Raw genomic sequence first — 17,969 nt, 5'->3', positions numbered from 1 at the left:
GTAACCTGATTCCGTACATATACCCTAAATAATTCGAGTTTCAGGCAGGCGGCAAGTGAGGGAATCCCGATGAGCTTACACTGGTAAGTGATTCGGGTGACTGACAAATCAGCCAAAGGCAGATTTGAACGCTGCTTGCAGCGGCCCCAACGGGGCGAGGTCCACGCAAGTGGAGCGAGTAACGCAGCCAACGCACATGCAACTTGAAGTATGACGGGGATAGCAGAATAGTCGGGGGAGATGATGGCGGTACCGGAAAGCAAGGAGGCCTTGATCAAGGCAATCAACAGTCAGTTTGCGCTGTTAATGAAGCGAATCGAGGCCGTTCCCGCCGATCGCGCCTTCTCGCTGGAAATGGCAGGACATGCGCAGGGAACGCAGATGAGCGCGGCAAATCTGGTGGCGTATTTGCTGGGCTGGGGCAATCTGGTGCTGAAATGGCATCAGCAGGAAGAGCAGGGTAATCCCATCGATTTCCCAGAGACGGGCTACCAGTGGAATCAGCTTGGTTTACTGGCGCAAAAGTTCTATCAAGACTTCGCCCACATCACAGAGTGGCCTGAACTGGTCGCGTTGCTTGTCGCGAATAAACGGGAACTCATCGCGCTGGTTGAACGTTATACCGACGCTCAGCTTTACGGTGAATGTTGGTACGGTAAGTGGACGCGCGGTCGGATGATTCAATTCAACACCGCCTCACCTTATAAAAATGCGGCAGGGCGGCTGCGTGCGTGGGAGAAGAATAAATAAACATCTGATAATAAATAAAAAATAGTGCTGATTATTTGTCTTCTCTTTCCCTTCGTCAGTGGCGCACTAGCGGTGTTTTTTCAGACAAAACCTTACATATTCCCCCTGCTTGATTGTTCTATACTCAGTAGTAAGCAAGATAAGTTTTACTGACAGATGAGATGAAGAGGGGGAAGAAAAATGATTGGTCTCAACCTTGTTTCTCCAGTGTCATATTACGCCATGCCGGACAAACCTGATCATGTTCAGGGCATTTCCCGCTCGTCGCAGCTGTCTGGTTATCCTCACCCTGATGCTTCTACCCGAACCCGGACGACGTACGACAATAGCGCGTCGGTTTTTAAGCCACCGATAGCCGATGGGGTTAATCGCCCAACGGAAAATAACCAGCTTAACGTTTACGTTTAAGACAGTATCAGACGGATAAAAATGGGCAATCGCGTGCTGTAAACGATCGTTTTCGGTGCGTAGGTTGCCCTCATTGCTTTCGCATTATTTTCAAAACACACCTTCCTGCGGATATTTTCACCCACCCTGTCGCGTTTCCATCCTTTTTTCTTCCCCGCTATGCAATTGCTCGTTCCCGATGTAATCCATGCTTAACCCTATGATTAATCAGAATTACACAATTCTGATGATTTCCTTTCGATTTGCCGCATTTTGACATATTTCATCACATTTTCTTCTACCCCATAGCGTTGGAATGAATATTGCTGCTATTTTCCTTTCTTTAACAAAGACATGACCTGGATAAGGTCACCTCTGGTAACGCTGTTAAGAATGACCAATGTTGATAGCGACAAGATTCGATCTATAACGAGAAAAGGGAGTGGTGTTCATGTTCAAGCAAGTCGCAGTTGCGGTGGGGATGGCGTGTTTATGTGTACCCGCATGGGCTTATGATTACGGTGATTATGCGCGCGAGACCGTAGATACGCTCATTAATGATTATCCGGGGCGCTATCGCGGTACGGCAAATTTTGCCGGTGCGGCAGACTGGATGACGCAGCGTATGTCACCCGGTTATACCACCGTCAGACAGGATTTCTCCTGGACGGCAGGCGGTACGACACGTTCGTCACAAAACGTGCTGGCCTATAATACCGGGCTGAGCAGCGAATACATTATTACCGGTGCGCACTTTGATACCTTCTTTGGGCGGCCGACGCTGCAAGGGCTGGATGATAATGCGTCCGGCGCATCGATCCTGACAGAAGTAGCGCGTAATTTTAGCGGTATTCAGACGGAAAAAACGCTGGTCTTTGCAGCCTTTGGTGCGGAAGAAGAAGGGCTGCGCGGTTCGCGCGCGATGGTTAATGAGTTGATCGCTCAGGGAACCGCGGGCGGCCTCACGGCCATGATTAACATGGACAGTATGATTACCGGTGACAAACTCTACGCACACGCCGGCGATAACAGCGTGGCGAATCCTGCGCTGGCCAGCCTGCGCCAACAGACGCTGCGTATTGCGAACGAACTGGGCATCGAACTGTTCACCAATCCGGGGCTGAATGCGAGTTATCCGGCAGGAACCGGCTGTTGCAGCGACGGCGATAGCTTCAATGAAGCGTTTGATATTCCCGTGCTCTATATGGAAGCGACCAACTGGGATATTGGCGATCAGGACGGCTATGAGCAAACCACGAACCCTGCGGTGCCGGGGGGCTCGACGTGGCATAACCCCGCAGTCGATAACGAAGCCTTTCTGACCAGCGTGCTGGGTCAGGAACGTATTGACCAGCGCCTGAGAGACGTTTCGCGGTTGGTGACGCGACTGCTGCTGGAAATCTCCAATACCGACTTGCTGCATTCGGCGTATTCTGCTGCCGCAATGCAACAGGCAATGGAAGAAAGCCTGAAACGTCAGCGCCAGTCGCTGAGCGATTTGCATAATCAGCGCTGGCTGCTGTTGCAAAATACCGCTCGTAGCACCGGTACGCTGGATACGGCAGTCGGGGTTGAAGGCGATGTGATTCCATCAAATGGCTTTGACCGCGCACCGCAGCAGCGTTCCCGTCAGGCGATGGCCTATGCACTGGTTGATTATCAACTAAGTGACAGTGTCACTATTGGCGGCAGTCTGAGCCTGCTGCGTAGCAAGGATAAGCTTGAGCGTAATGGACATATTGAAAGCGATACCTGGCAAGCTGGCGTCTACGGTTTGTTGAATCAAGGGGGACCCGCCTGGTTGGGTAGCGAAGTGACCGCGGGTCGGGCGGCCATTTCGTCACGCCGCTCGGTGTATCTGCAATCTGCGGGCGGTCCGGTGCTGTTGGACAACACGTTGGATGGCAATACCGAAGCGCAATTTGTCGGTGCCCGCGTAACCGGCGGCTATGATTTTCCGCTCAGCGAACTGCGTACCGGTCCGGTTGTCGGGCTGGATTACGCACGTTACCGCATCAATGCGTTTGATGATAAAGGCAACCTGCGGACTGGTGTGCGGTATGAAAAACAGGATGTAGATTCGCTGGAAGCCAGTCTGGGCTGGCGCGTGCGCGGTAAGGTGGAATTCAGCAACAAAACGTCGCTGCAACCTTATGCTACGGTGGCGTGGGTGCGAGAATTGGCTGATGGGCTCGATTCCAGCTTTACGGTGAAAGATCGTGTCGATGGCGCAAACCGCCGCGTGGCGGTGGGTGAACAGGATAAGAACTTCGGTCGGGCAACGGTCGGCGTACAGTGGCTTGCGGCAGAAAATCTGAATCTGTATTCCGAAGTCGGCAGCCATTTCGGTCATCGGGATGGCGATCAAACGCGCTACAGCGTGGGCGTGCAGTGGCAATTCTAAGCCTGTTGCTGTGAAGAGCGGACTTAACTGCTGAAAGGGACATTCGATGTTAAATGGGGTCTGAAACGACCCCGCATCGCATTCAGACGGGTTGGTTACAATACGGCCCGTTCTGAATGGAATCTCTGACCCGAAGTTCGGACAAGAACAGATTGTCTTTCGAGAAATAGCCGCCGTCCAGCATCGCGATCAGGCGGTTAATCACTTCGTTGATCATATCGCTCACCGGATCTTTGACGCTGGAGAGTGACGGCTTTAAAAATGGGGCGGTGGGAATATCGTCGAACCCGACGACAGAAACGTCGTGCGGTACGGCAACGCCGGCGTCATCCAACGCTTTTATCGCGCCAATCGCCATATCGTCATTGCTGGCGAGAACGGCGCTGAACGACACCCGATTATCGCGCAGGGTGGTAATGGCGAGCGAACCGCTGCGCGGCGTCCATTTCCCTTTCACAATCAGTTCATCCCGTACCGCGATATTGGCCGCCGTCAGGGCGTCTTTATAGCCGGAAAGGCGTTCGATAGCGGTCGGCGAATCCAGCGAACCGGTGATGAAAGCAATCTCTCTATGGCCGCGTGCGATCAGATGCTGCGTGGCGTTATAGCTGGAACCCTTGTGATCGCAGCAGATGCAGTGGCTCTGGTGCTTACGCAGTTTACGGTTGACCACCATGATCGGCTGTTTATGCTGCTCAATGATCTCATCCATTTCATCCACGGTGAGAAAACGCGGGTAGATGATAATCGCATCACAGCGTAAACCCAGTAGGAACTGAATCGCGGCGCGCTCTTCATCGGCGCTGTGTTTGCCATCGACCAGAATCAACTGACGTCCGTTGTCTTCCAGCTTCTTGGCGGCCTGTGATAGCAGTTCGTTAAAATAGCTGCCGTTATAGAGCGTGTTGGTTACCACCAAACCGATGCAGGCTGATTTGCTGCTCGCCAGATTCCGCGCCAGTAAATTTGGTCGATATCCCGTCTCCTCAATGGCCTGATAGACCAGCGTTTTGGTTTCTTCACTGGTATAGCCTTTGCCCGATAGCACGCGCGACACCGTCGCTTTCGATACGCCTGCTTTCTTCGCCACTTCCTGCATTGTCGACATGGGACATCCTGAGACGTTGAGTACTTCCATCATTTTACACATTTTGGACCGGTAGCAGGGTGATGAGTGCAAAACCGAAGCGATCGAGGGAGTAACACACTATTCATGACGATCGTTATCACATAAGTAAAATATTCATAACAAATCTATTGAAATGTAGTTCATATATAAACACTATCATGTGGAACCGGTTACCCATCGGCGTTTCATCACGTTGCATGGAGCAGGGATACCGGCATGAATACTTTCATAACTGTATGAAATTGAATAATAAATGTGCGTGCATCAAGTAATATCCCCGTTTCGGACGCGTTAAGTCGTTTGTTGAACCTGGGGAGCGCGCGCGATTACGAGAGATTGTCTATCCATGTCAAAGAATTATGCGGCTGTATCCCGTTCGATCGTCGATGCCATCGGTGGTGCTGATAACATCGCTGCCGTGACCCACTGTATGACCCGTCTGCGCTTTGTGCTTAAAGATAATGATGCAGCGAATTTGGCCGAGCTGAAGGCAATAAGCGGCGTGTTGGGTGTCGTGAAAAACGATAACCAGTGCCAGGTCATCATCGGCAATACCGTTTCTCAGGCCTATGCCGAGGTGGTGAAGCTGTTGCCGGAAGGCGCGGCGGCGGAAAAAGCAGTACCGGTGAACAATAAAATTACGCTGCGACGCATCGGCGCGGGCATTCTGGATGCACTGATTGGTACGATGTCACCGCTCATTCCAGCGATTATCGGCGGTTCAATGGTGAAACTGCTCGCCATGATTCTGGATATGACCGGCATATTTGAGAAGGGATCTTCCACGCTGACGATTCTGAACGTGATTGGCGATGGTGCATTCTTCTTCCTGCCGATCATGGTGGCGGCGTCTGCGGCGGTCAAATTCAAAACCAACATGTCGCTGGCGATTGCTATCGCCGGGGTGCTGGTTCATCCGACGTTTATCGATCTGATGGCAAAAGCGGCGCAGGGTCAGCAGGTGGTGTTTATGGGGCTGTCCGTCACAGCGGTGAAGTACACCTACACCGTGATTCCGGCGCTGTGCATGACCTGGATTCTGTCTTACATTGAAAAATGGGTAGACCGCATTACGCCGGCGGTGACCAAGAACTTCCTGAAGCCGATGTTAATCGTGCTGATTGCCTCTCCGATTGCCATCATGCTGATCGGCCCGATTGGGATCTGGATCGGTAGCGGTATTTCTGCGGTGGTGTACACCGTGCATGACTATCTGGGTTGGCTGTCCGTTGCCATCATGGGCGCCATCTGGCCGCTGCTGGTAATGACCGGTATGCACCGCGTGTTTACCCCGACCATTATTCAGACCATCGCCGAAACCGGTAAAGAAGGCATGGTGATGCCGTCTGAAATCGGTGCGAACCTGTCGCTTGGCGGGTCTTCACTGGCAGTCGCCTGGCGTACCAAAAACCCGGAACTGCGCCAGACCGCGCTGGCAGCGGCGGCATCGGCGATTGTTGCCGGGATCTCTGAACCTGCGCTGTACGGCGTGGCTTTGCGCCTGAAGCGTCCACTGATCGCCTGTTTAATTACCGGCTTTATCTGTGGCGCCGTTGCCGGTATCGGCGGGCTGGCCAGCCATTCAATGGCGTCGCCGGGGCTGTTTACCAGCGTACAGTTCTTCGATCCTGCCAACCCAATGAGCATTGCCTGGGTATTCGGCGTCATGATTCTGTCTGTCGTGATTTCCTTCTTCGTCACCTTACTGCTGGGCTTTGAAGACATTCCGGTAGAAGAAAAACCGGAAGAGAAACACGTACAGGGTGATGCGGTTTCCGCACCGCAGCACGCAACGAATACGAATTAAGTGAAGCACTAATACGAAGGAGAAGAGCGTATGTCTGCATCAACATTTCCCAATGGGTTTTTATGGGGGGGCGCGATTGCGGCCAATCAGGCAGAAGGCGCGTACCTTGAAGGCGGTAAAGGGCTGACGACGGTAGATATGATTCCCCACGGCGTGAATCGTCTGCCGGTGAAACTGGGGCAAGAACCGCGTTTCGCGCTGCGCGAGGATGAGTTTTATCCCAGTCATCAGGCGATCGATTTCTATCATCGCTATAAGGAAGATATCGCGTTGATGGCGGAAATGGGGTTCACGGTGTTCCGTACCTCCATCGCCTGGAGCCGACTCTATCCGAACGGCGATGAGCTGACGCCCAACGCGGATGGCATCGCCTTTTATCGCGATGTGTTTGCCGAGTGCAAGAAGTACAACATCGAACCGCTGGTGACGCTGTGCCATTTTGATGTGCCGATGCATCTGGTCACCGAGTATGGTTCATGGCGTAACCGGAAAATGGTGGAGTTCTTTGCTCGTTACGCCCGAACCTGTTTTGAAGCCTTTGACGGGCTGGTGAAATACTGGCTGACGTTCAATGAAATCAATATATTGCTGCATAGCCCGTTTTCTGGCGCGGGGCTGGTCTTTGCCGAAGGGGAAAATCAGGAGCAGGTGAAATATCAGGCCGCGCACCATGAACTGGTGGCGAGCGCGTTGGCGACGAAGATTGCGCATGAGGTTAACCCGGAAAATCAGGTCGGCTGTATGCTGGCCGGTGGCAATTTCTATCCGTGGTCGTGCAAGCCGGAAGATGTCTGGGCGGCGCTGAATAAAGATCGTGAGAACCTGTTCTTTATCGACGTGCAGGCGCGCGGCACCTATCCGGCGTATACCGGCCGGTTGTTTAAAGAGAAGGGCATCACGATTGCGTCAGAGCCGGGCGATGATGAGATTCTCAAGAACACGGTGGATTTTGTGTCCTTCAGCTATTACGCCTCCCGCTGCGCTTCGGCGGATATGAACGAGCACAACAGCAGCGCGGCGAACATCGTTAAATCGCTGAAGAACCCGCACATCAAGGCAAGTGAGTGGGGTTGGGGAATTGACCCGCTGGGCCTGCGCATTACCATGAACATGATGTATGACCGCTATCAGAAACCGCTGTTTTTGGTCGAAAACGGGCTGGGCGCGAAGGATGAGATTAACGCGCAGGGCGAGATTGATGATGACTATCGCATCAGCTACCTGCGTGAGCACATCAGTGCGATGGCGGACGCCATTGGTGACGGTATTCCGGTTATCGGCTATACCTCATGGGGCTGCATCGATCTGGTCTCCGCCTCTACCGGTGAAATGAGCAAACGCTATGGCTTCATCTATGTCGATCGCGACGACCAAGGCGAAGGCACACTAGCCAGAAAGAAAAAGAAATCGTTCTACTGGTATAAGAAGGTGATTGCCAGCAACGGTGCTGACCTGAGCTAAAGGCAATAAGGTCGCCTGGCGACTCTTACTCTAGCCCCCTGACGGAGACGTTTGGGGGCTTTTTTTTATCCAGATAAGAAGAATGTGAATTGTGGTTGCTAACTGCTTTGTGCATAATCGAGCTATGTGATTACGAAAATAACTCATAATCAAGCATTAATGAGCATTGTCACTAATTCTCTCCAATGCCTACCGGCACCGTCATACTAATGCGATAGGAAGGTAAAGCACCATGAGTCAGTTACTTCCCGACATTGCCTTTTTCCACGAACTCGCCACGCTGGCCAGTCAGGAAACGTTACCGCGTTTTCGTTCCCTTACCGCAAACCAAATTGAGACGAAACCAAAAGAAGGGTTCCGCTTTGATCCGGTCACGGAGGCCGATCGGTAGGCTGAGCGGGTCATCCGCGAGCACATTACTCGCCATTATCCCAATCACGCGATTATGGGTGAAGAATTTGGCCTGAGCGGGGAAGGCCCGGTGCGTTGGGTTTTGGATCCGGTTGATGGTACCCGACCTTTCTTATGCGGATTACCGGTGTGGGGAACGCTTATCGGCCTACTGCATCATGAACGTGCCGTGATGGGGATGATGAGCCAGCCGTTTACCGGGGAGTGCTTCTGGGCCGATGGTTCACAGGCCTGGCGTAGTGACCGGCATGGAGAAATGCGTTTAAGCACGCGTAAAGGCGTGTTGCTCGAACAGGCCATTCTTCACACTACCGCTCCGGAAGCGCTGACTATGCATCCGGCGATTCACTTCGCAGAACTAGCCGAAAGCACGCTGATGACACGCTATGGCGGAGAATGTTACGCCATGGCAATGCTGGCAGCAGGCCAGATTGACATCTGCGTGGAATTTGCATTGCAGCCCTACGACATTGTCGCGTTGATTCCGATTATTGAGCAGGCGGGCGGTATTATCACCGATCTCAACGGGCAGCGAGCGGAGGCGGGCGGCACGGTTGTCGCGACTGGTAACCCAGCGCTGCACCAACAGGTGTTAGCCATTCTGAACGGAACGCGGTCATAGCCGTCGTTTTGTATAACTTACCCCGATGATATGAAAGACAACGGTTAAGAAGGAATCATGATGAAAGTGGCACACGTTGCGTTATGGACGGCCGATCTGGCCGCTCAGGCGGCATTTTGGCAAGAGTTCTTCGCCGCGCAGGTAGGGGAGAAATATGTGAGTCGAAATCGCCCCGGTTTTGAATCACATTTCGTTCAACTGAGTGAAGGCGCCTCTATTGAGCTGATGACGCTGCCGGTGTTGGCAGAAGCGTTAACCAATAAAGAAGGCTGCGGCTGGGCGCACGTCGCGATTTCAGTCGGGAGCAAGGCGGATGTCGAGGCATTAGCCAGCAAAGCGGCAGAACGCGGGATTTTGGTTGCCCCACCGCGAATGACAGGGGACGGATTTTACGAAGCGATCGTCAGCGACCCTGATGGTAATCTGATTGAGATAACCTCAGATTGATTCGGAATCTTTTCCTATGCTGCACAAACTGTCCTCATTCGATCAACAACACAACGCGGTACTGATTTGTATCGGTGAAATTCGGTTTGGTCCGCCTTATTTTTCGCTATCCATCGACGGGAAAGCCCTCGAAGATCGCGTTTTCGGCAAGGACATACTGTGGTCGCCGGATTCACGTTATCTGGCAGTGCAAGAGTGGCTCTCCACGGTGGAACGTGACGGCCCACAAACGGCGTTACTCTGCATTGATGTGCTCGAAGAAAGGCAATGCCAGATTTCTCAGGCCGCGGGGGGATTTATCGTCCCCGTGCGTTTCGAGGACGATAAATTGATCTATGAAAAACAGTATTTTGGTGCAGAAAGAAACGGTATCACGGAATACGAGATCCCGTTTACCACGCTTCCGCGCTGGAGTGCGTTGCGGCTGCGTTAGCTTTCATAGCTAACCGCATGCGCTTCCGTCGGTGCGGGAAGCTCCCATTTCGTCAGCATACCTTGCAGCGTTTTATTGCTCAATGTGGTGTCCCGTTTACCGTTGCGACGCAGTAATTCCTGACGCGGACGCTCCAGATAGACGATCTCCACTTCTGCGCCGTAGGCGTAGCACAGATCCAACGTGCGGGTGCGCATTTGCTGGCTCAGATGCGTGGCATTCCACACGAACGGTTCATGCGTTCGCAGCAGTGAGCGTGCTTTGTCGGTCGCCCAATGCACCGCTTTTCCTTCATTCTCACCGTGTTTCAGCCCGAGCTCGGTTCGCGCATCGTCGAAAGAAACCACAGGTAAATCGCGCCGATGTGCGCGCACCCAGGTGTCTTTTCCCGCAGCGGGTAAACCGCACATCACGGTGACTTTCGAACCCGGCTCCTGAAACAGCGGATAGTCTGGATGCACATCGGCTCCGCGAAAATAGCTTAGGCGCGTGTGGGCATCGACAAACGATCTCGGCTGGCCGTAACAGCCTTCTTCCCGCGCCAGCTCGCGGAACAGCTCAATACTGTCGAGCACACGCGCTTGATCCTGACAGATGCGCCCACGCATATCGGCTTCCGCCAGCGTTGCCAGCAGCGGAATGCTTAACTGCCACGATAATTCGCGAATCGTAAAGAGTGACGACATCCGACGCCGCTCATCCTCAAGGCAGTAAAACGGCACCTGATGCACCGAAATTAAGCGGCAAATCGCTTCCCGAATTGCAAACGGAACGCCGGCATCCCACAGCAGCACCCGAGCATCGATGGCGCCTTTGCGTGAATGCCCCGGCTGACCAATCTGACCCGTTACCGGGTCAATCACCGTCGTACGGTATTTTGCAACGTCATGCAGCAACGCGGCAAAAAACAAGATTTCCTGCTGCTCGCGTGTGGCAGTCTGGTAATCGGGAAGCTGCAATAGCGACTCGACAACCATGATGGTGTGTGTCCAGACATCGCCTTCGCCATGATAGCGCGGCTCCTGCGGCGTATCTTTGGCCCGTTGAAGCACCGGAAACACGTCCAGACAATCAGCAAAATCTGGCTGTGCGCCAGAGGCGGGGACTAATCCCCTAATGGTATTCCAATCCATGATAATCATACTCCTTACTTATCGGGCATGGCGGCGGCGAGCGCGTCCAAAGAACGCAGCGTATTCAGCCCCAGCATTTCCCAGGATACGGTTGGACAGGGCGCGTACAGATCAACGCCTTCAGCCAGTTGGTTCGGCAAAATAGGACGTCGGGAATGATGCGAGCCGCTGTCCAGAATGGTTTGGATGAAGTCATGGCGTACCAGTTTGTAGCGCGCCAGTACCTGTTCATCATCTTCCACCTTCAGATACAGGCCTTCCGAACGGTCCGATTTATCGGTTTGCTGCCAGCACAGCGCGAGCGGCAAACCTTCACGCTGCACGGTGGATTCAAACGCGGTCTTCCAGCTCGGACTTTTCGCCAGCGAGCGGAACACCAGCTTCCACAGCAACGCCGGATTCGTTGGCATTTCCCCGGCGTAAAGTACCGGAACGGATAACACGGGCGAACCGGCCAGCATCGCGTGTCGGCGTGCCGTCGATAAAAAAATGCCGTCACGACGATCGTAAATATCAAATTCGTGAAAGTAGTGCGGCAGACGGTCATAAAACACGGAATGCTTGCTGTAAGCCCATTCGCCGTACATCACGAAACGGTCTTCCAGTAGCTCAAGAAAACGCATTTCGTGCGCGGTAGCCCAGAGCTTGAACTGGTTGAACTGCCGTTCCCGCGAGCCGCCAGCCAGATAATGGCCGCGCGACTGGAGCAGAAGTTCCGCTGTTTCATTGAAGGACACGCCACTGTTCGCGCCGTCGATCTTTTCTTCGATCACGACGTAACGGCCTGCCAGCGCTTTCAGTGCAATTTGGTCCGACGCATCATCGCCGGACTGTAAACGCGAACCTTCCAGATGAGGGGTACGCGGATACTTTAATAACGGTATTGAATGTAAATACATGTTTTTCGCCTGCTGCGTTATTGGCGCAGCCAGGCCCATCTAAGGTAAAAAAGAGGGCCGACGAACGTGTTCTGGCGCGAGTCAATAGCTGGCCGCTGGCATTCCAGAGGTCAGAGTCGCGGGGGAGGAAGCGGAAGATTCGTTCTCTGCTCCGCACAATAGCGGGGAAAGAAGGGAACTCGTACCGCAGCCAACGCTGGCGCAGACTGCGCCGAATCGAGGCTGCTTAATGCAGTCGTCGGCGGTTAGTGGGAGGCTGACGTACAGGGCACTTTGGGGCTCCAAATGACACATTGGGGTGAGTAAACGGCGCGATTCTAGCGAAGGAATCCCCCGACAACAAGTTTTTGTATAAAAAATGCTATTCTTTCCTGTAGTTGTAGAATGCGTTGCTGCGCGTAAACGTGGTAAAAAAGCCAGGGTTATCCACGTCAACGTGCGAAGAATAACGCGTGGTGGGATAGGGGAATGCACACAATGAATCGTCGAGGAATATAATGAAAATCAGTGTGATAAAGAAAGGGATTGTGGGCCTGTTACTGGCGCTGCCGTTGTACGGTGTCGCAGAGACAAAAGATCCAGATTTGTTCGTCGGCTATACCACGCAGGATCTGACCGATGCATTACCTGCGCAACTGCTGAACATGATTCAGAGAGAAAAAGTGGTCGATGCGGCAAACCACATGGTGCAGACCGAATATATCGATCCTACGACAGGCAATAAGGCGCTGGTTTCACTGTATATGCTACCGCCAAACAGCAAGGGCACGATTCCCATTGCTTCGACGCCCAGCGATCTGGATGCGGTAATCGCCAGCACGGAAAAAGAGATGCTGCGCCAACGCATCAAACCGGATCAGCGTGCGGGAAATATTGACGATGCGACGCCTTTCCGCTGCTTACAAACGATTCTGAATAACAAGGTTATGCATTCGCTGTGTTCAACGCTGATTAAAGGACGCGTGCTGGAAGTACAGGCCATTAATACGGTCGATAATATTCAGGATGAAGCCGGGCTGCATAAGGTCATCGGGCAGCAGAATGAATTCGTTATCGGGATGGGAAAAACGCTGCTGGCGCTTAAAAAATAATACACGCCTGATGCACCTGAACGGGCACCATCGGTGACAGACTGTCACTGTTTCTCATCAGAACCCAAGAGCGAAGGCGAGTGCGCCTTCGCTTTTTTTGCACCAAAAATCCCCTGATACGCCCTTGCCAGATTCCTGGCGTTCGTGCATAACTGCCGGTGCCAGAAAGTCGATCCCTGACCGTATCATTACGAAACCGTATTCACCACGAAACGACTTCATTACGAAACAACACCGGATAAACGCTATGCTTTTGTTACTCGTTTTGGCTGTAATTGCAGTCGCCGTTTACGGCTGGTTAAAGCAGCCGCAGTATGTATCACCAGAGGTAGAACCCCAGCCGGAAAACCCACTCTTTCGCGATGGCGCGTTTCACAACCCGGTTGCTCGCCCGACGGTAGGGAGCCAGAACCGGTTCGCGCTGCTGTACCGCTTTCTTTTCGAGAAAGACGCTGGCGCATTACCAGATACTCAACTGCCCTCGGAAAAAACCGATCTGCATCAGTTAAGTAAAACGGATAACGTCATCATCTGGATGGGGCATTCCAGCTACTTTATTCAACTGGAAGGAAAAACCTTCTTGCTGGATCCCGTATTTAGCGACAACGCTTCGCCAGTGCCGCGTACCAATGTCGCCTTCAAGGGCAGCAATGTGTATTCACCGGATGATGTTCCCCCCATCGATTACCTGCTGATTACTCACGATCACTGGGATCATCTGGATTACCCTACGCTGAACGCGCTACGCGGGAAAATCCGCCGCATCGTCACGCCAATCGGTGTGGGCTCCTACTTTGTAAAATGGGGCTTCCCGCAGAAAGACATTACGGAAGGAGGCTGGTTCAGTAGCCTGAAAGAGAACGGGGTGGAAATCCATGTGCTTCCGACACAGCATTTTTCCGGCCGACTCCTCAAGCACAATCAAACGCTGTGGGGCTCGTTTGCGCTGATCACGCCACAGCATCGTCTGTATCTCGGTGGGGACAGCGGCTATGGCGCACACTACAAAGAGATTGCCGCGCGTCTGGGCGGGTTCGACATCGCGATATTGGAGTGCGGACAATACGATCGCGACTGGCCCTACGTTCACATGACGCCGGAAGAGAGCGCACTGGCGGCCAGTGATTTGCAGGCTAAAGCGGTACTACCGAGCCATAACAGCAAATTTAAGCTGGCGCACCACAGCTGGAACGATCCGCTGGAGCGTATTTCTCAGGCTAGCCAAGATCAGGACTGGAGGCTGATGACGCCCCGTATTGGTGAACGCGTTCAGGTTGATAACCCGCAGCAGACGTTTAGCCAGTGGTGGAATGCCTAAATAGCGCGAGAGAAAGGCTAATCTATCAGGGACAGAAGACTTCTCCTGTCCCTGATAGGTTCCTCCGACTAAAACCGGGGGAACCTATTCCGTGTTGCAGGGGTAATTGAGACGGTTTCAGGTGTGGTTTTCGGCGATGATGACCAACCATGAGTAACAATCGATAATTTGGGGAAAGTGCTTCCCATATTCCAGGATGCACCGTCTTCCGCGCAGAGAGTGAAATGATGGAACTGAACCGTATCGGTGATATAGCGGCTTTCGTGGCTGCGGTTGACTCAGGGAGCTACACGCGTGCGGCCGGTAGCGTGGGTTTATCCCGTTCAGCGATTGGAAAAAGCATAACCCGCCTTGAATCTCAGTTAGGTGTCAGGTTACTCAACCGGACGACTCGCCAGCTCAGTCTTACTGAAGAAGGGCGAATCATGTATGAGCGTTGCAAGCAAATTCTTGAGGATTTAGAGGACGTAGATGCAACGATGGCGCTCAGGCGTGAAAAGCCCACGGGGACGTTACGATTAACCGCGCCGCTTTCTTTGGGGCAAAGACACATACTCCCAATTATCGACCGCTTTTTGAAGCAATGGCCGGAGCTGAGGGCGGATATTGTTTTCACCGATCGCTATGTCGATCTTATTGAGGAGGGGTTTGATATTGCTATTCGCATTGGGGAGCCGAGGGACGATTCACGCATACTCACAAGAACGATCGCGACACAGCATATGGTCACCTGCGCATCACCCGAATACCTTGCCCGACGCGGCACGCCAACAACCCCGGAAACGCTAAATCAGCACGACACCATTTTCTTCCGTAGCGCCGAGAAGCGCCGAAACTGGCGCTATATGACTCCAACCGGGGATTTCATTTATGACGGTCCAGGCCGGATGGACATTGATAGTTCGGAAGCGATGTTGTCTTCCGCCATTTCGGGGTTTGGCATTATTCAGTTGCCCGACTATCTTGCTTTTCGGGCGCTTGAAGCGGGTGACTTGGTTGCTGTTTTAACCGAGTTTCGGGTGGAACCTGAGCCAGTAAGGATCATCTACCCAAGTAAACGGCATCTGTCGCCAAGAATCAGGGGATTTGTGGACCTGATTGCCGAGGATTGGCAAAACAACGGCGTGCCATGGAAAAGGTAAGTTAAATTTACTCCGCTATTGTTTTTGAATGTTATGGCATCAATACCATATATGCTATTGATGCCTTATTTGCTCCCGCCATTCCCTGGTTATGGGAAGCACATTCCCGAATCTTTCCTCTAGAATGAAAATAACTAAAAAATCATGTCGAGTAATATTCATCATTTTGGAGAAAGAATGAAGGACTATCGTTTTCTTAAACCTATTACGCTTCCTAATGGCGTTGTGATTAAAAATCGCGTTGTACTTCCGCCAATGACAGAACAAATGTCTTTTGAAGATGGCACAGTAACATTGGAAGAAATTAATTATATGCAACAACGTGCGGGAGGCGTGGGGTTATTTATTACGCCGGTTGCTTATATTAATAAAGAAGGTAAAGGATTTGAAGGGCAATTAGGCGTTGAAGATGACAGCAAAATTCCTGGGCTGGCAAAACTGGCTCACGCGATTAAATCTCGTGGGGCAAAAGCGATTCTGCAGGTTTTTAGCGCAGGCAGAATGACGAATTCATTTATCACCCGAGGATTGCAGCCGGTTAGCGCAAGCGCCGTCGCTGCACCACGAAATGGGGCTGAAACGCCGCGCGAGCTCAGCGCAACTGAAGTTGTCAGCTTAATCAAGGATTTTGCACAGACGACCAGAAGGGCAATTGAGGCAGGGTTTGATGGTATTGAGCTGCATGGCGCCAATACTTATTTATTGCAGCAGTTTGTCTCTCCGCATTCCAACCGTCGTACTGATGAATGGGGCGGAAGCCTCGATAAAAGATTACATCTCCCGCTGGCAGTCATTGATGAAGTGATGAAAGTAAAAAATAAATATGCTTCACCTTCGTTTATCGTAGGGTATCGTTTATCACCGGAAGAGATTGAGGAACCCGGAATCACTCTGGACGATACGAAGTATTTCGTGGGAAAACTACAGCAAACCGATATCGATTACATCCATGTTTCTCTGGGATCGGTATGGCGTTCATCGATGCGAGATAAACACAATACCGCGCCGATCATTACCCAGCTCAAAAAAGAAAGCTATAGCAAACCGATTATTGCTGTCGGCAATATCAGAACGCCTGAACAGGCTGAAGAAGTGATGCAGCAGGACATTGATTTCGTTGCGCTGGGCCACCAGCTCATTATTGAACCTAATTGGGTGGAGAAGGTGATTTCCGGGCATGAAGAGGCGATTCGCTATCAACTGCATATTGCCGATCTGGATGATTTAGGGATTAAACCACCGTTCCTTGAATTTATCCGCGATATGCCTGGATTTGAAATAGCAGGACTGAAGGATGATGCTGCTCGACAGATTGATAATGTAACGTATCTCTGATTGCTAATTAGAATAAAAGCCCGCTCTTGTATTAAGCGGGCTTTTTTATCAGAGAGTGTGCCGTTCATCTAGCATTTCTTACTGGGGAAATAGCAACATATTCAGCGAGTAAATACGTCCCATCACCAGGGAAGCACATTCCCCAATAATTGCTTTATTGTATTACTACAAACTTTATTGAATGATTTAGCAGGTATTTCTATGACCCAATTAATATTGCCAGCTCACCTTCAGCAACATACTGCATTCAAACGTGTCTTTCAGCCGGGAAAATTGACGTTTGGTTTAATTGCGCCGTTTAAGGGATATCCTGATGGGCCTATGCCGGATATGGATGATCATCGTGAATTGGCGCAGATGGCTGATGAAGGCGGTATTTCCGCGCTGTGGCTGAGAGATGTTCCTTTTTACGATCCTAACTTTGGTGATGTCGGGCAGATTTACGATCCAATGGTGAATCTCGGCTATCTTGCTGCCGTGACCAAAAATATCGCGCTGGGTACGGCAGGCATCGTCTCCCCGTTACGGAACCCCGTCCTGATCGCCAAACAAGCGGCGAGTGTGGATCGCTTATCGCAAGGACGCCTGATTCTTGGTATGTCGAGCGGCGATCGCCCCGTTGAATATCCCGCCTTTGGCTACGAATTCACTAACCGTGCCGATCGCTTTAGAGAGGCGTGGGATATGGTACGTCTCCTGACCGAAACTCGTTTCCCTTCTGGTTCCACGACGTATTACGGCAATTTTGACGGTAGTATCGATCTTGTACCAAAGCCAGTGGCTCCTCGTCTGCCAATGATAACCATTGGCCGCGCCCGACAGGATATGTCATGGCTGGCCAACCACTCTGATGCCTGGATTTGGCACGGCGTCGATCCGAAAAAATCAGGCGACATTGTGAATGAACTGGCAGTGCTGGGTGATGGGCAGACATGGCATCCATTTGGCTACGCGAACTTCCTTGATTTGAGTGAGAATCCGAACGAACCCATGCGTCTGTTCAACAATATCTTTATGCGGGCGGGGCGTAACAGCCTGATGGAGTTCTGGAAACAGCAGGAAAGTGTGGGAGTTGCACATATCACGCTAAACCTTAAGCCGAGTACGCGCCCCGGCAAAGAGGTTTTGCAAGAACTGATTGAGGATGTCATGCCAGCGTTTTCAGGTCAGGGTAAGAACGTGTCTTCTGTATAAATCAGA

At 52.1% G+C, this 17,969-nt stretch carries 15 protein-coding genes and 1 pseudogene; 13 read left to right on the top strand and 3 right to left on the bottom strand.

Translation table 11 applies throughout. The features are described 5' to 3' along the window. Window positions 1–243: 243 nt before the first annotated feature. The 3 genes from R9X49_RS07585 (at window position 244) to R9X49_RS07575 (ending at window position 3,541) form a co-directional block, all read left to right on the top strand. A complete protein-coding gene (locus tag R9X49_RS07585; RefSeq protein WP_319848607.1) occupies window positions 244–750 on the top strand; it encodes a ClbS/DfsB family four-helix bundle protein in 507 nt (168 codons plus the stop codon). A 180-nt stretch (window positions 751–930) separates the two neighbouring features. Then, entirely contained in the window at window positions 931–1,158 is a 228-nt protein-coding gene (locus R9X49_RS07580) for a hypothetical protein (RefSeq protein ID WP_319847811.1), read from the top strand. A gap of 430 nt (window positions 1,159–1,588) precedes the next feature. Further along, the gene (locus tag R9X49_RS07575) at window positions 1,589–3,541 is read left to right on the top strand and encodes an autotransporter domain-containing protein (RefSeq protein WP_319847810.1); all 1,953 of its coding nucleotides are present in this window, start codon (window positions 1,589–1,591) and stop codon (window positions 3,539–3,541) included. Between the two features lie 82 nt (window positions 3,542–3,623). On the opposite strand, the gene R9X49_RS07570 is transcribed toward R9X49_RS07575, so the two are convergent. Next, window positions 3,624–4,649 carry a LacI family DNA-binding transcriptional regulator gene (locus R9X49_RS07570; protein ID WP_319847809.1) on the bottom strand — a complete coding sequence of 342 codons (1,026 nt, stop codon included), beginning with the start codon at window positions 4,647–4,649 and terminating at the stop codon, window positions 3,624–3,626. A gap of 367 nt (window positions 4,650–5,016) precedes the next feature. On the opposite strand from R9X49_RS07570, the gene ascF reads away from it, so the two are divergent. The 5 genes and pseudogenes from ascF to R9X49_RS07545 all read left to right on the top strand — a co-directional run bounded on the left by ascF (window position 5,017) and on the right by R9X49_RS07545 (window position 9,851). Beyond that, window positions 5,017–6,477 (top strand): PTS cellobiose/arbutin/salicin transporter subunit IIBC, encoded by a 1,461-nt coding sequence (gene ascF / locus R9X49_RS07565; RefSeq protein WP_319847808.1) that lies wholly within the window; start codon window positions 5,017–5,019, stop codon window positions 6,475–6,477. A 30-nt stretch (window positions 6,478–6,507) separates the two neighbouring features. Next, window positions 6,508–7,938: a 6-phospho-beta-glucosidase gene (locus R9X49_RS07560; RefSeq protein WP_039550505.1), complete on the top strand. Its 1,431-nt coding sequence runs from the start codon at window positions 6,508–6,510 to the stop codon at window positions 7,936–7,938. A gap of 232 nt (window positions 7,939–8,170) precedes the next feature. Then, a pseudogene (gene hisN, locus R9X49_RS07555) lies at window positions 8,171–8,971 on the top strand (histidinol-phosphatase). Between the two features lie 60 nt (window positions 8,972–9,031). Next, on the top strand, window positions 9,032–9,418 hold the full coding sequence (locus tag R9X49_RS07550; protein ID WP_319848606.1) for a VOC family protein: 387 nt from the start codon (window positions 9,032–9,034) through the stop codon (window positions 9,416–9,418). Window positions 9,419–9,434: 16 nt separating this feature from the next. Continuing rightward, the gene (locus R9X49_RS07545) at window positions 9,435–9,851 is read left to right on the top strand and encodes a hypothetical protein (RefSeq protein WP_319847807.1); all 417 of its coding nucleotides are present in this window, start codon (window positions 9,435–9,437) and stop codon (window positions 9,849–9,851) included. Here the strand turns inward: R9X49_RS07545 and R9X49_RS07540 are convergent. Further along, on the bottom strand, window positions 9,848–10,993 hold the full coding sequence (locus R9X49_RS07540; protein WP_319847806.1) for an AAA family ATPase: 1,146 nt from the start codon (window positions 10,991–10,993) through the stop codon (window positions 9,848–9,850). The two genes, R9X49_RS07545 and R9X49_RS07540, sit on opposite strands and share 4 nt — an antisense overlap. A 5-nt stretch (window positions 10,994–10,998) precedes the next feature. Beyond that, window positions 10,999–11,883 (bottom strand): RNA ligase family protein, encoded by an 885-nt coding sequence (locus R9X49_RS07535; protein ID WP_319847805.1) that lies wholly within the window; start codon window positions 11,881–11,883, stop codon window positions 10,999–11,001. A 497-nt stretch (window positions 11,884–12,380) separates the two neighbouring features. Here R9X49_RS07535 and R9X49_RS07530 point away from each other — a divergent pair, with 497 nt between their 5' ends. The 5 genes from R9X49_RS07530 (at window position 12,381) to R9X49_RS07510 (ending at window position 17,963) form a co-directional block, all read left to right on the top strand. After that, a complete protein-coding gene (locus tag R9X49_RS07530) occupies window positions 12,381–12,974 on the top strand; it encodes a hypothetical protein (RefSeq protein WP_319847804.1) in 594 nt (197 codons plus the stop codon). A 247-nt stretch (window positions 12,975–13,221) separates the two neighbouring features. Beyond that, complete coding sequence (locus tag R9X49_RS07525) at window positions 13,222–14,292, top strand: MBL fold metallo-hydrolase (protein ID WP_319847803.1); 1,071 nt, start codon at window positions 13,222–13,224, stop codon at window positions 14,290–14,292. 227 nt (window positions 14,293–14,519) lie between these two features. Continuing rightward, on the top strand, window positions 14,520–15,434 hold the full coding sequence (locus tag R9X49_RS07520) for a LysR family transcriptional regulator (RefSeq protein WP_319848605.1): 915 nt from the start codon (window positions 14,520–14,522) through the stop codon (window positions 15,432–15,434). Between the two features lie 177 nt (window positions 15,435–15,611). Then, window positions 15,612–16,769, top strand: a complete 1,158-nt coding sequence (locus R9X49_RS07515) for an NADH-dependent flavin oxidoreductase (RefSeq protein WP_319847802.1) — start codon at window positions 15,612–15,614, stop codon at window positions 16,767–16,769. 201 nt (window positions 16,770–16,970) lie between these two features. After that, window positions 16,971–17,963, top strand: coding sequence for an LLM class oxidoreductase (locus R9X49_RS07510; RefSeq protein ID WP_319847801.1), 993 nt, complete (start codon window positions 16,971–16,973; stop codon window positions 17,961–17,963). Window positions 17,964–17,969 lie beyond the last annotated feature (6 nt).

The organism is Pectobacterium carotovorum (genome assembly GCF_033898505.1).
Classification (GTDB): Bacteria; Pseudomonadota; Gammaproteobacteria; order Enterobacterales; family Enterobacteriaceae; genus Pectobacterium; species Pectobacterium carotovorum_J.
This window is presented reverse-complemented; position numbering and strand designations above follow the sequence as displayed.